Raw genomic sequence first — 15,072 nt, 5'->3', positions numbered from 1 at the left:
CTATTAGGGATTATTCTCACAATGCTGGGGGTGGTAATGATAAGAAGATAGAAAGGAGGTGAAACATTTGATTTTTCGGCGGTTATTTAGAAATCAGGATACGACAAATTTAAAAAATCCTTCTCCTTGGTTTAAAAGTTTATTTGGATATCAAGCCGCAAGCGGTGAAAAGGTAACTGTTGAGTCCTCTTTAGGTGTTCCGACGGTTTATCGGTGCATTAACATCCTTGCGAATAGTGTTGCGATGCTTCCTTTTCAAACGTTTAAAAAGACAGCGAAGGGAAGGGAACGGGATAAGGTACATCAAGTGTCTTTTGTTCTAGAAAGAAGACCAAATCCTTATCAAAGTCCATTCAAATTCAAACATTTAATTGAAACGCACCGTAATACATGGGGAAATGCTTATATAAATATTCATTGGGGTTTGGATGGAAGACCAAAAGAATTATGGGTACTGAATCCAGCTGTTACAACGCCCACAGTGGATCTAAAGACCAATAAGCTATGGTATTTCACTAGTTTGCCAGACGGCACACCTATAAAAATACCTGATGATGACATTATACATCTTACTACATTGTCTACTGATGGTTTAAAAGGGAAACCACCTATTCAAATTGCAAGGGAGTCTATAGGCAGCTCACAAGCGGCACAGAAGTTTAAAGGCAAGTTTTTTACAAACGGTGCAGCGCATAGTGGAATATTAAAAACGCAACAAGCACTAGGTAAAGAGGCGAAAGAAGTACTTCGTGATGCATGGGAAGAGGCAAATACAGGATTAAATAATGCTCAAAGGATTGCCATTTTAGATGCTGGTTTAGAATTTGAAAAGGTTGGGATGCCTTTAAAAGATGCTCAATTTATTGAAGGTATGAAATTTGATAAAGGCGAGATTGCAAATATCTTTAATATTCCTTTGCATATGATTAATGAGTTAGATCGTGCTACTTTCTCCAATATTGAGCAACAAGCGTTGGATTTTATTCAAAATACATTGAGCCCAATTCTTATTCAGTATGAGGAAGAGTTTTCTTATAAAACATTTTCATTTCATGAGCAAAAACGATATTACTTGAAGTTTAACCTAACAAGCTTATTACGTGCTGATTCTAAATCACGAGCAGAATTCTACAAAATCATGTTAGATGCTGGTGCTTTTTCGATTAATAAGGTGCTGGAACTAGAAGACATGGACGGGATTGGGGAATACGGTGATAAACACCGCGTTGACTTAAACCATGTATCTATTGAAATTGCCGATGAATACCAATTAGCAAAAGCTAATGGAGGGGCACTACAGAAGGGAGGTGAGGACAATTAAGGACGTATTTACTATTAAAAATCAAACAGAATCGTCAGCAGATCTATTTATCTATGGTGACATCATAAATAATACAGGTTGGAAATGGGATGATTCTGATATTATGCCGGATGATGTAAAAAATATTTTAGGCCAATTAGATGATAAAAGTAACCTTAATATTTATGTAAATAGTGGCGGTGGTTCTGTATTTGCTGGTTTAGCCATTTATAACATGCTAAAGCGCAATAAAGCGCAAAAAACTGTTTATGTGGACGGTGTTGCAGCTTCTATTGCCTCAGTAATTGCCTTAGCTGGTGATCGTGTCGTCGTTCCTTCTAACGCATTCTTAATGATTCATAAACCTTGGACATTTGCAGTCGGAAATGCAATTGATTTCCGAAAAGCAGCAGAGGACCTTGATAACATTGAATCAGGAATCATGAATGTATACAAAGAGAACTTAAAAGAAGGTGTTGAAATTGAAGAGATTCAACAATTAGTAGATGCTGAGACCTGGTTAAGTGGTGAAGAAGCTGAAAAATACTTCAATATAGAAGTTGTGGAGGCAAAAGAAGTCGCAGCTTGTAGTAGTGATTACTTTGATAAATATCAAAAAACACCAAATAAGATTGTAGCAAAAGCTCCTTCTATTCCAAAGAAGGACAATAATGAACAATTAAAAATACAAAATGCACTAGACCTGTTAGAACTATAGGTCTATTTTTTGTGCCAATATAAGGAGGACATACCGAATGGATAAACGTGAACAAGAATTACGTCAAAAAGTTGCTGATTTAAAAGCGAAAGCAGAAGAATTTAACAATAGCGGTAAATATGAAGATGCAAAGGCAAAAATTGAGGAAGCGAAAAACGCGAAAAATGAACTGGATAACTATCTAGCGATGATGCAAATCCAAGTTTCTGACCCAGTAAATTCACAAGCAGGAGTTTTGCCTCCAGCATCAGTTAAAAATGAAGATCCATCGTATAAAGAAGTATTTATGAAAGCTATCCGTGGTCAAAATTTAAGCCATGAAGAAGCATGCGTTATGCAGGAATACAAAGCGGCCTTATCTGAGAATTCAGGTAAAGATGGCGGCTATATTGTTCCAGAAGATATTACGACAACAATTAATCAATTAAAACAAACGGTTGATAGCTTAGAACAATATGTAAATGTACAACCTGTATCAACAAACAAGGGAGCCCGTACGCTAGAGAAACGTGCAGCATCTACACCTTTTGCGCCATTATCTGAGTATGGTAAGCCAAATGCAATGCAAGAAATTGCTTCTCCTGAATTCGATCGTTTATCGTATGCTATTGAAGATTATGCAGGCTTCTTACCGGTGCCAAATGATTTATTAGATGATACAGATCAAGCTTTAGAAGAATATTTACGTCAATGGATTGCGAAAAAATCTATTGCGACTCGAAACTATCTGATTTTACAAGAAATCAATAAACTAACAAAAGTTGATTTAAAGGATTATAACGGCCTTAAAACAACATTAAATGTTACACTAGATCCAATGTTTGCAGCAGTAGCGAACATTTTTACAAACCAAGATGGATTTAATTACTTAGATCAATTAGAAGATAAAAATGGTCGTCCACTACTTCAACCAGATCCAACAAATCCAACTCGTAAGTTATTTTCCGGTAAGCCCGTTATTGTGTTGTCCAATAAAACAATTGCTACAGATAAAGACGGAAAAGCACCTTTCATTGTTGGGGATTTAAAAGAGGCAGTTATTCTTTGGGATAGAAAACAATTATCTATTGATATGACCAAAGAAGGCGGAAATGCTTGGAGAACAAATACTTCTGAATTCCGAGCAATCGAACGTGAAGATGTCACATTATGGGACCAAGAAGCAGTTGTGTATGGGCAAATTACGGTTGCGCCTAAAACTGGAGCTTAATAAGCTAGGGGGTGTCCTTCTTGGTACTAACATTAGAGGAAGCTAAAAAGTATCTTCGCGTGGATGGTGATGAGGAGGACGATCTCATTACATCTTTCGTAATAGCAGCTGAAATCTATATTAAAAATGCTACAAGTAAAAATGTGGACTTAAAAAGCGAGCTTGCTAAATTGGCGGCTCGTATTTTAATTTCCCATTGGCATGAAAATCGGGAAGCAGTTGGAAAAGCAGAACAATTAGCATTTAGTTTGCAATCGATATTAGTTCAGTTGCAGTATTCTGGTGGTGATTCAAGTGAATCCAGGTAAATTAGATAAACGTCTTACATTTCAAGTGAAAGATGATGAAGCAAAGAGCCCAGACGGTGATCCAATAGAAAGATATAAGGATTCTTTTACTGTATGGGGCTCTTTTATTTTTTTAAAGGGAAGAAAATACTTTGAAGCAGCCGCAGCTAACAGCGAAGTGCAGGGTGAAACAGAAATCCGATTTCGCGCAGATGTGAATGCTGACATGAAAATCAAGTATAAGAATACGATTTATGACATTCTTTCGGTTATTCCAACTGAAAAACACACATTATCAATCATGTGGAAGCGTGGTGGAATGAATGGCTGATGGTGTAGATTTGTTAGGTTTTGATCGTTTGGTTACTGAATTAAATCAAATGGGGTTACGTGGAGAGGAAATAGAAGATAAAGCTCTTGCAGCCGGTGGTGAACAAATTCGAAAAGCTATTGCAGAAAGAAGTGAACCGAGGAGTTCAAGTCCTAAGAAACCTTCCAAAAGTGAACCTTGGCGTACGGGCCAACATTTGCTGGATAATATACGAGTTACGAAGGCACGAATGGAAAATGGTGTGAAAACGATCAAGATTGGAATAGACAAAGCGGACCGTTCTCCATATTTCTATGGAAAGTTTTTAGAGTGGGGTACTTCTAAAATGCCAGCACATCCATTTATAGAACCAGGTTTTAACGCTTCTAAAGCCGATGCGGTACGTGCTATGACGGATATCTTGAAAAATGAAATGGGGCTGAATTTATGATAAATTTACGCCCTGAAATTGTGCAAGCTCTTGGAAATAATCAGGAGCTTGTTTCTTTATTAGGCGGAAAACGTGTTTATTATCGTAAAGCCAAAAATGCTGAAGAGTTTCCACGGATTACGTTTTTTGAATTAGATAATCGACCAGATGGATTTGCAGATAATGATGAAAGCGAAAGTGAAATCACATTCCAAATCGATATTTGGTCAAAGGGTAGTACAACAGCAATTCATCAAAAAGTGAATGAAGTCATGAAAAGTATTGGCTTCTCACGTTATGCGGTTGCTGATTTATATGAAGATGATACAGAAATATTTCATTACGCGATGCGATTCGCAAAAGGAGTGGAGTTATAGATGGCTGGAGAAGTGATTAAAATTAGTTCGACTGTCGGTGTAGATAGCCTTGTTTACGCCAAGTTATTGAAAGATGATGCAACAGGTGTTGAATACAGTGCAGTAAAAGAAATGGAAGGTGCTGTAAAGATTAAAACATCCAAAAAGGTAGCTTCGGAGATTATGTGGAGTGACAATAAAAAATCGGAAATCGCTGAGTCGGATGGAGAAGTAGAAGTGGAAATCGAGCTTCGTAACATCTCGTTAACAACAAAAGCAGATATTGAAGGGTATCCAGAAGTTAAAGACGGTGTGTTAGATGAGAGACGCGAAGGTGAAAAGCCGTATCTAGCAATCGGATGGCGTTTCTTAAAGGCTAATGGAAAATATCGATATGTTTGGTTATTAAAAGGGAAGCTTTCACAAGAGGAAGAAGAAGGCGAAACTAAGAAGGATAAACCAAACTTCCAAACAACGAAACTGAAAGGTTCATTTATTGAGCGCGATTTTGATGATAGACCCAAATTTACAGCAGATGCCGACGAACCTACATTTACCAAAGCGGTAGGAGATAACTGGTTTAAAAAGGTATATGAGAAGCCTGTGGCACAACCGCCAGCAGGAAAGTAAGAGGGAGCAAAAGCTCTCTCTTTTTTATTAAATTTAGGAGGGAAAAACTATGAAATTAACTTTAATGATTAATAAAGAAAAACAAACTTTTAATATGCCAGAATTTATTCCAGCCCGTCTTATCCGTCAGGCTCCTGAGTTGGCTGAAATTCCAAACAATCCTGGTCCAGAAGATATGGATAAAATGGTTAAATTCGTGGTGAAGGTGTACGATGATCAATTTACATTAGACCAATATTGGGATGGGATTGATGCTCGTAAATTTTTATCAACAACTTCAGACGTAATTAATGCAATTATAAATGAAACTGTGGAAGCAGCTGGTGGTAATCCTGTATCTGGAGAAGAAGAAAACCCAAACGCGTAGAGGGAGGAGGGCTAACGTTCAGTGAGTTTATGGACGAGCTCTACCTCTCTTTATTACGTCAAGGGTATAAACATCATCATATCGATAATGAAATGGATATTTGGCATTATTTAAAGCTGAATCAAAAGAGTCGTGAACAAGGTGATTCAAATAGTGAAAATGCAAGCTCTAATGAAATAGAAGTTCCGGCAGAAAACATTATTTAATGAGGGGGTGAGACTATGGCAAATGAAATGAATAATTTGGTCGTTAGGCTTTCCCTTGATAATGTAAACTTCCGACAAGGTATCGCGAATTCAGGGCGTGCAGTCAGAACATTACAGAACGAATTAAAATCTGTGAGTACAGGTATGGGTGGTTTTGCTAACGCTAGTCAACAAACGCAAGCGAAAATGAATACACTCAGTAGGCTCATTGATGCGCAAAAAGAGAAAGTTAAAGCGTTACGACAAGCCTATGATCAAAATAAGGCTAAATTAGGTGAAAATGATGCAGCAACTCAACGATATGCTTCTCAAGTTAATAAAGCAGTTGCTGATTTAAATAGATTTGAAAATGAACTCAAACAAGTGAATCGTCAGGCACAACAAACAGCACTGGATAAATTAAATAATTCATTGAAGTCTTTACAAGCTGAATTCCAAGCGGTTACAACAGGAATGCATGGATATACCAATGCTACTGAACAAACTCGAGCAAAAATTGATGTACTTTCTCGTATGGTAGATAAGCAAAAGGAGAAAATCAGGGAGCTTCAGTCCGCTTACAATCGTGCTAAAACAGAAGAAGGTGCAGCAAGTCAATCAGCTCAACATTATGCTGAACAAATTCATCGAGCTACCGCTGAACTTAATCGATTCGAAACTGAATTACGTCAGTCAAATCATGAACTAGAACAACAAGGTAATCGTCTTCTCAATTTCGGAAACCGTATGGAAACATTGGGAAATCATTTGCAAAATGCAGGAATGCAAATTGGTATGGTGTTTGGCGGAATGACTTACGCTATAGGGCGTGGTTTAAAATCAGCGGTTACTGAATCAATGAACTTTGAACAACAGATGGCTAACATTAAAGCAGTATCTGGTTCTACTGGCGAAGAAATGAAAAAGTTGAGTGAACTGGCTGTTAATATGGGTGAAACAACAAAGTATTCTTCTGTAGAAGCAGGAAAAGGTATTGAAGAATTAATAAAAGCTGGTGTCAGTTTAACAGATATTATTAATGGAGGTCTATCAGGTGCTCTGAACTTAGCAACGGCTGGAGAATTAGATTTAGGTGAAGCGGCAGAAATTGCATCAACAGCGTTAAATGCCTTCAAAGCGGATCATCTTTCAGTAGCAGATGCAGCTAACATATTATCAGGAGCGGCAAACGCATCGGCAACTGATGTACGTGAATTAAAATATGGTCTTGCTGCCTCTTCAGCAGTAGCGGCAGGAGCAGGGATGACGTTTAAAGATACCGCGACAACTTTAGCAGTATTCGCTCAAAATGGTTTAAAAGGTTCAGATGCAGGGACATCCTTAAAAACGATGCTTATGAGGTTAAATCCATCTACTAAAGAAGCATATAACAAAATGCGTGATTTAGGTCTTATCACATATAACGCTCAAGCAGGGTTTGATTTCCTGGTAAAAAATGGAGTTACTCCAGCATCTAGAAGTGTGGGAGATATCGAAGTTGCATTAGAAAAATATGTAATGAAAACTGAAGGAGTTACAAAGTGGAACGATAAATGTGATACAACATTCCGTGAGTTAGCAACAAGTTCCGCATTCTTATCATCAAAATTTTACGATCAACAGGGACATATTCAAAGTCTAGAAAATATTTCAGGAACACTTCATGAGTCTATGAAAGATTTAACAGATCAACAAAGAAGTATGGCGTTAGAAACATTATTTGGTTCTGATGCCGTTCGTGGTGCGACTATTCTCTTTAAAGAAGGAGCAAAAGGGGTTAATGAAATGTGGGATGCAATGTCCAAAGTTACGGCTGCCGATGTTGCAAAAACAAAGATTGATACCCTCCAAGGAAGAATCGTTTTATTAGATTCAGCGTTTTCTACTATGAAAAAGACAATTGGTGATGCACTTGCTCCTGTGGTGAGTGTGTTTGTTGCTGGTTTACAAAAACTTGTTGACGGATTCAACTCTTTACCTGGACCAGTACAAAAGGCCATTGCAATTACAGGTGGTATTGTTCTGGCGCTAACAGCTGTGGCTACAGCAATAGGTGTGGTTTTAGCAGCATTTGGAATGATTGCTTCAGGAATTGGTTCTTTATCTGTTGCATTAGCATCAGTCGGTGGGATTGCTGGAATTGCGGCTGGAGCAGTTGGATTCTTAGGAAGTGCGCTTGCCGTTTTAACAGGACCAATTGGTCTAGTAGCAGCCGCTCTTATCGGAACTGGAGTTGTTGCGTATAAAGCATATCAAAAAGCAACTGAAGACAGTATTGCTTCAGTTGATCGCTTTGCTACAAACACAGAAGGGAAAGTAAGCTCCTCGACAAAGAAAGTTCTTGGTGAGTATTTCAAACTGTCTGATGGTATTAGACAAAAGTTAACTGAAATTAGATTGAATCATGAGGTAATAACAGAAGAACAGTCGCAGAAGTTGATTGGTCAATATGACAAATTGGCTAATACAATTATTGAAAAAACCAACGCAAGGCAGCAAAAAGAAATTGAAGGACTTAAAAAGTTTTTTGCTGATTCGTATGTATTAAGCGCTGAAGAAGAGAACAAACGAATCGAGCAGTTAAATCAGCACTATGAACAAGAAAAGCTAAAAACACAAGAAAAGGAAAATAAAATTAAAGAAATCCTGCAAACAGCCGCTAGGGAAAATAGGGAATTAACAACATCTGAACGTATCTCATTACAAGCATTGCAGGATGAAATGGACAGAGTTGCTGTTGAGCATATGTCTAAAAATCAAATGGAGCAGAAGGTTATTCTTGAAAATATGCGTGTGCAGGCTAGTGAAATTTCAGCTAGACAGGCAGCGGAAGTTGTAGAGAATAGCGCCAAAGCAAGAGATAAAGTTATTGAAGATGCAAAAAAGACTCGTGATGAAAAAATTGCAGAGGCGATTCGCCAACGTGATGAAAATAAAACAATCACTGCTGATGAAGCGAACGCAATCATTGCAGAGGCAAAACGTCAGTATGATAGTACAGTTTCTACAGCTCGAGATAAGCATAAAGAAATTGTGAGTGAAGCAAAAGCGCAAGCTGGTGAACATGCAAATCAGGTAGATTGGGAAACTGGCCAAGTAAAATCGAAATATCAAGTTATGAAAGATGATGTTGTCCGAAAAATGAAAGAAATGTGGTCAGATGTTACCAACAAATATGAAGATATGAAAAACTCTGCAAGTAACAAGGTAGAGGAAATAAAAAATACAGTTTCGAGAAAATTTGGTGAAAAAGTCCAAGCTGTAAAAGATAAGATGAACGAAGTGAAAAGCGGTATCGAAGAAAAATGGAATACAGTTGAAAAATTTTTCAGTTCTATAAATTTACGTTCCATTGGTAAATCAATTATAGAGGGTCTTGGAAGAGGGATAGATGATGCTTCAGGAGGTCTATTTAGTAAGGCTGCTGGAATTGCAAACGATATTAAAAAGACTATTTCCGGAGCACTTGAAATTAATAGTCCATCTAAGGTTATGATTCCAATTGGTAGTGCGGTTCCAGAAGGTGTTGGAGTTGGTATGGATAAGGGGAAACGGTTTGTTGTGGATGCAGCAAAAAATGTAGTCGGAACCGTTAAGAAACAGATGGGGAATATGCCATCTGTTTTTGATTTTGGATTCCAAACGAATCAATATAGTATCCCACGCAATACATTTAGCGATTTTAACGGATATGCACAACCGCAATTAGCTTATAACAATTTACCTACTGCAAAAACAATATTCCCGAATAGATCGGGTGGAGAACAGGAACTGAATTTAACTGTAAACATGACCAATGTTTTAGATGGAAAAGAACTTGCAAATGGAAGTTATACCTATACTACAAAGCTTCAAGATCGTGAACAAAAAAGAAGAGCGGAATTTTAAGGGTGGTGAGCACGTTGGGGAAACTTAGTTTTACTTTTAATAATATTAGAAAAGATTATATTCAAATGCTAGTTGGAAGAAAACGTCCTTCATGGGCTCCAGTAAAAAGAAGATTAGTAAGAGTCCCTCATCGCGCAGGGGCTCTTTTACTTAATACAGAAACGGAGGAACGTCGTATTGACGTTCCTCTTGTTATTAAAGCGAAAAAAGATATGGCGGATTTACAAAAGTTAAAAGAAGATTTAGCGGATTGGTTATATACAGAACAACCTGCTGAACTTATTTTTGATGATGAGTTAGACAGGACTTATTTAGCATTAATTGATGGTTCTGTTGATTTGGACGAAATAGTCAATAGAGGTAGAGGTGTTATTACTTTTGTTTGTCCAATGCCGTATAAATTAGGGAAAAGCAATACTCACAAATTTACACAAGAGTGGTCTACAGAAACAACTTCTTATTTTACTAATAAAGGAAATGTAGAAGCTCCAGCATTAATTGAAATGACGGTAAAAAAACCAAGTACCTTTTTAGATGTATGGTTTGGAGAGTATCCGCATAATCGTGATTATTTCAGAATAGGCTACCCTCTGACTGTGGAGCAAACCACGGTACAAGAACGAGAAAGAGTCATGTGGGATGAAATGGCTACTCCTGTAGGATGGACACCTGTTACAGGACAAGTTGAAGAAATGAAGGGTACAGGTAGTTTTAAATCAAGAGATGGTTACGCATTATATTGCGAAGATTATGGGCAAGAGAAAGGTTTCCACGGAGCAATAGCTAAGAAAAACATTCCAGGTGGCCCTATTCAAGATTTCGAAATGGAAGCATGGGTGCGTTTGAAATCTAAAAGTATTGGAGAAATGGGGCGTGTTGAGGTATTGCTTTTGGATGATACAAGTAATATTGTTGCGCGAATCAACATGAACGATTTATATTGGGATGCTGAAATCACAAAAGCATACATGCGTATTGGGAATGCCGGAACACCTAACAGTATAAGAAAATTAGTAGATACAAATGGAGCACATCCTAATACATTCAATCAATTTTACGGTAGGTTACGTATAGCAAGACGAGGTAAAGAGTGGTCTGTTTATGTAGCGCGTTTCAGAGATGGTACTGAAATCGATGATGCATCACTTCCAGTGAAGTGGGTTGATGAAGTAGGAAATCCAATGACAGAACGAAAAATTGCACAAGTTATGATTGCGATATGTAAGTGGGATAATAACCAACCTGTTGATGTAATACAAATCGATGATTTAAAGATTTGGAAAGTAAACAAAGTCCCATCTAATGCACAACCATATATCTTTGACACTGGAGATAAAATTGTTATCGATACTGAGCAAAGTCTTGTCACGATCAACGGGAAAAATGCAATCAATTTAAAAGAAATCTTTAGTAATTTTCCTATCGTAATACGTGGTGAAAATCGTATCGATATCATGCCACCTGATGTAAATGCAACAATTAGTTATAGGGAGAGATATAGATGAGAACACCAAGCGGAATTTTGCATGTTGTGGATTTTAAAACGGATCAAATTGTTGCAGCTATCCAGCCAGAAGACTATTGGGATGACAAACGGCATTGGGAACTTAAAAATAATGTTGATATGTTGGATTTCACCGCTTTCGATGGAACAGACCATGCAGTTGCGTTACAACAACAAAATCTCGTTTTAAAAGAAGTTCGCGATGGAAGAATCGTACCATATGTTATTACAGAGACTGAAAAAAATTCTGATAATCGATCCATTACCACATATGCTTCAGGAGCTTGGGTTCAAATTGCAAAATCAGGAGTTATAAAACCACAACGTATAGAGAGTAAAACAGTAAATGAATTTATCGATATGGCTCTTATAGGTATGAAGTGGGAACGTGGTCAAACAGATTATGCAGGATTCCACACAATGACAATAGATGAGTTTCTGGATCCCCTTACTTTTTTAAAGAAAATTGCGTCACTGTTTAAATTAGAAATTCAATATCGCGTAGAAGTTAAGGGGTCACAAATCATCGGTTGGTATGTGGATATGATTCAAAAGCGTGGGCGTGACACAGGTAAAGAAATAGAATTGGGAAAAGATTTAATTGGTGTAACGCGTATTGAGCATACACGTGATATTTGCACTGCTTTAGTTGGATTTGTAAAAGGTGAAGGCGACAAGGTAATCACTATTGAAAGTATTAATAACGGTCTACCTTATATCGTAGATGCAGATGCGTTTCAAAGATGGAATGAGCACGGACAACATAAATTCGGTTTTTATACACCAGAAACAGAAGAATTAGACATGACTCCAAAACGTTTACTAACGCTTATGGAAATAGAATTGAAAAAGCGTGTCAATTCCTCAATCTCATATGAAGTGGAAGCACAATCAATTGGTCGTATTTTCGGTCTAGAACATGAATTAATCAATGAAGGCGACACAATCAAAATTAAAGATACAGGGTTTACACCAGCATTATATCTTGAAGCGAGAGTAATAGCTGGAGATGAATCTTTTACAGACCCAACACAGGATAAATATGAATTCGGGGATTATCGCGAGATAGTTAATCAAAATGAGGAATTAAGAAAGATTTATAACCGTATCCTCAGTTCATTAGGCAATAAACAAGAAATGATTGATCAGCTAGATAAATTGGTTCAAGATGCTAATGAAACAGCTAGTAATGCAAAAAAGGAGTCAGAAGCAGCAAAAACACTAGCTGAAAAAGTACAAGAGAATATTAAAAATAATACGGTTGAAATTATAGAATCCAAGAATCCGCCAACAACAGGTCTTAAACCTTTTAAAACGCTTTGGCGAGATATTAGTAAAGGAAAGCCCGGCATTTTAAAAATATGGACAGGTACAGCGTGGGAATCGGTTGTACCCGATGTTGAATCTGTAAAAAAAGAAACATTAGATCAGGTTAATAAAGATATTGAGTCCACAAAAACAGAGTTAAACCAAAAGGTTCAAGAAGCGCAGAATCAAGCTACAGGACAATTCAATGAAGTACAGGAAGGTTTACAGGGTGTCAGTCGTACAATTTCTAATATCGAAAATAAACAGGGTGAAATTGACAAGAAAGTAACTCAGTTTGAACAGGATTCTAATGGATTTAAAACTTCTATCGAAACGTTAACGAAAAAAGATACTGAAATAAGCAGTAAATTAAATACAGTAGAGCAAACCGTAGAAGGCACAAAAAAGACGATATCTGATGTACAGCAAAAAACAAGTGAACTAAAGAAAACAACTACTGAAATAGAAGAAAAAGCTGGGAAAATCAGTGAGAAGTTGACGAGTGTAGAAACAAAGGTTAATAGCGATAAAGCTGGTGGACGTAACCTTTTATTAGGTTCAAATGTTAAATATGAAAAAACAGACTATCTAATCAATCAATATACTCTAACTGAAAATTTCTTTGCGGGTGAAGAGTATACCTTTGTAATTAAAGGGAGTGTCCCACAAGGACAAAAATTTGGAATTTGGCAGAATGGTGGGTCTAGCAATGTTGGATATGCAACAAGTGTTTACGCGAATGGAATAACTTATGTAACCTTCAAAGCAGTTGCAGCTACAAGTGGAAATGAACGAAAGTTAAGCTTATATAACTATCCGAGTAGCACTACGAAATCTATTGTGGAATGGGTCGCCTTGTATAAAGGGAATAAGCCGCAAGATTGGACAGCGCCGCCTGAAGAACAGGTAACAACGGATGAGTTCACTCAGAAAACAACTGAAATTGCAAAAAGCGTGGATGGAATTAAAGAAACAATTACAAAAGTGGAAAACAATCAAAGTGGATTTGATAAGCGTGTTGCAACTGTAGAAAAGGATGCAAATACCATTAAACAAAATGTCTCTTTAATACAAAATACGCAGACAGAACAAGGGAGACAATTACAAGAGGCGAAAGCTGGTTGGGAAAATACTGCGAAAGCACTTGAAGGTAAAGTTGAGCTTAAACAAGTAGAGGATTATGTTGCTGGATTTAAGATTCCTGAGTTGAAGCAAACAGTCAATCAAAATAAACAAGATTTATTAGATGAATTAGCTAATAAACTTGCAACTGAGCAATTTAATCAAAAAATGACTTTGATTGATAATCGCTTTTCTATCAATGAACAGGGTATCAATGCTTCTGCTAAAAAGACAGAGGTATATACAAAAGAGCAAGCAAATGGGCAATTTGCTACATCATCTTATGTAAGAGATATGGAAACCCGTCTTCAGTTAACTGAAAAGGGCGTTAGCATATCTGTAAAGGAAAATGATGTAATCGCAGCATTCAATATGAGTAAAGAAAACATTAAGTTAAATGCAGCACGAATAGATTTAGTTGGTAAAGTTAATGCTGAGTGGATTAAAGCTGGATTGCTGAGCGGTTGTCAAATTAGAACATCAAACACTAATAACTATGTTAGTTTAGATGATCAATTTGTACGTTTATATGAAAGCGGAGTTGCTAGAGCATTTCTTGGTTATTATCGTAGACAAGATGGTGCAGTGCAACCGACTTTCATCTTAGGTTCAGATGAAAGGACTAATGCTCCAGAAGGCACTTTGTTTATGTCTCAAGCAGGTGCAGGATGGCCAGGGGCTTATGCGAGCATTGGTATTAGTGATGGTATAGTTGATGGCTCAGTTCAAAAGTCTGTGTATTGGGAGTTGCAAAGGAACGGAATAAGTGTTCTAAATGCTAATGATTACCAAGCGTTTTATACAGGGAATGGGAATTGGTATTTTAGACGAGGAAAACCGGGGTTATATCAAACTTCGTTAGTCCTTGAAGATAACGGTTCAGATGCAGATTTAAGGTTGCCAAACATTACATTACGTAATAGCCGTGTGGCTGGATATACAGGTATTATTCAAGTAAAGTCATCTGTTACTCAAAATGGCTGGGGATCTGTTCAAGGTAATTTCATGAGCCCTTCATTACGAGAATATAAATCTAACATTCGTGATGTTTCTTTTTCCGCCTTAGAAAAAATTAGAAGCCTTAAAATTAGACAATTTAATTATAAGAATGCTGTAAACGAACTATACCGGATGAGAGAAGAGAAAAGTCCCAATGATCCACCATTGACAACAGAAGATATTAAAACATACTACGGAGCAATTGTAGATGAATGTGATGAAGCGTTTATCGATGAAAGTGGTAAAGGAATTCATTTGTATTCATTCGCATCCATTGGAATTAAAGGGTTACAAGAAGTTGATACAACAGTACAGGAACAAGAGGTAGAAATAGCAAATCTAAAATCACAAGTAGCTAATCAAGAAAATCGGATAGTCCGATTAGAAGAATTATTACAACAATTAATCGATGAGAAACCAGAGCAGCAGTTATAAGCTGGTCTTTTTTTTATTGCCTA

Annotated in this window: 13 protein-coding genes; all 13 read left to right on the top strand. The window is 37.1% G+C overall.

Features of this window, described 5'->3' with window-relative positions; all coding sequences use genetic code 11:
- Positions 1-67: 67 nt before the first annotated feature.
- From ACTFSI_RS01765 to ACTFSI_RS01705, 13 genes are read left to right on the top strand one after another with little or no spacing between them, the layout of a single operon-like run.
- Positions 68-1,321: a phage portal protein gene (locus ACTFSI_RS01765; protein ID WP_197225318.1), complete on the top strand. Its 1,254-nt coding sequence runs from the start codon at positions 68-70 to the stop codon at positions 1,319-1,321.
- Positions 1,308-2,018 (top strand): head maturation protease, ClpP-related, encoded by a 711-nt coding sequence (locus ACTFSI_RS01760; protein WP_001259163.1) that lies wholly within the window; start codon positions 1,308-1,310, stop codon positions 2,016-2,018. Before ACTFSI_RS01765 ends, ACTFSI_RS01760 begins: the two co-directional genes overlap by 14 nt.
- A gap of 37 nt (positions 2,019-2,055) precedes the next feature.
- Positions 2,056-3,228 (top strand): phage major capsid protein, encoded by a 1,173-nt coding sequence (locus tag ACTFSI_RS01755; RefSeq protein WP_197225320.1) that lies wholly within the window; start codon positions 2,056-2,058, stop codon positions 3,226-3,228.
- A gap of 20 nt (positions 3,229-3,248) precedes the next feature.
- Complete coding sequence (locus ACTFSI_RS01750; RefSeq protein ID WP_000244593.1) at positions 3,249-3,536, top strand: head-tail connector protein; 288 nt, start codon at positions 3,249-3,251, stop codon at positions 3,534-3,536.
- Positions 3,523-3,846, top strand: a complete 324-nt coding sequence (locus ACTFSI_RS01745; protein ID WP_044821580.1) for a phage head closure protein — start codon at positions 3,523-3,525, stop codon at positions 3,844-3,846. The genes ACTFSI_RS01750 and ACTFSI_RS01745 overlap by 14 nt, the downstream gene beginning before the upstream one ends.
- Positions 3,839-4,276, top strand: a complete 438-nt coding sequence (locus ACTFSI_RS01740) for an HK97-gp10 family putative phage morphogenesis protein (protein ID WP_049108306.1) — start codon at positions 3,839-3,841, stop codon at positions 4,274-4,276. Before ACTFSI_RS01745 ends, ACTFSI_RS01740 begins: the two co-directional genes overlap by 8 nt.
- Entirely contained in the window at positions 4,273-4,632 is a 360-nt protein-coding gene (gp17, locus tag ACTFSI_RS01735; RefSeq protein WP_197225321.1) for a tail completion protein gp17, read from the top strand. Before ACTFSI_RS01740 ends, gp17 begins: the two co-directional genes overlap by 4 nt.
- Complete coding sequence (locus tag ACTFSI_RS01730) at positions 4,633-5,241, top strand: major tail protein (protein WP_098756342.1); 609 nt, start codon at positions 4,633-4,635, stop codon at positions 5,239-5,241.
- Positions 5,242-5,290: 49 nt separating this feature from the next.
- Positions 5,291-5,608, top strand: coding sequence for a phage tail assembly chaperone G (gpG, locus tag ACTFSI_RS01725; RefSeq protein ID WP_000779128.1), 318 nt, complete (start codon positions 5,291-5,293; stop codon positions 5,606-5,608).
- A 29-nt stretch (positions 5,609-5,637) separates the two neighbouring features.
- Complete coding sequence (locus tag ACTFSI_RS01720) at positions 5,638-5,814, top strand: hypothetical protein (RefSeq protein ID WP_000344046.1); 177 nt, start codon at positions 5,638-5,640, stop codon at positions 5,812-5,814.
- Between the two features lie 15 nt (positions 5,815-5,829).
- Positions 5,830-9,681 (top strand): phage tail tape measure protein, encoded by a 3,852-nt coding sequence (locus ACTFSI_RS01715; protein WP_197225322.1) that lies wholly within the window; start codon positions 5,830-5,832, stop codon positions 9,679-9,681.
- 14 nt (positions 9,682-9,695) lie between these two features.
- Positions 9,696-11,186 carry a distal tail protein Dit gene (locus ACTFSI_RS01710; RefSeq protein WP_197225323.1) on the top strand — a complete coding sequence of 497 codons (1,491 nt, stop codon included), beginning with the start codon at positions 9,696-9,698 and terminating at the stop codon, positions 11,184-11,186.
- Positions 11,183-15,049, top strand: coding sequence for a phage tail spike protein (locus ACTFSI_RS01705; RefSeq protein ID WP_197225324.1), 3,867 nt, complete (start codon positions 11,183-11,185; stop codon positions 15,047-15,049). The genes ACTFSI_RS01710 and ACTFSI_RS01705 overlap by 4 nt, the downstream gene beginning before the upstream one ends.
- The last annotated feature ends 23 nt before the right edge of the window (positions 15,050-15,072 follow it).

Source organism: Bacillus cereus group sp. MYBK101-2, from assembly GCF_051918845.1.
Lineage (GTDB): Bacteria > Bacillota > Bacilli > Bacillales > Bacillaceae_G > Bacillus_A > Bacillus_A paranthracis.
The sequence above is the reverse complement of the archived record's forward strand: the minus strand, read 5'-3'. Positions and strand labels throughout refer to the sequence as shown.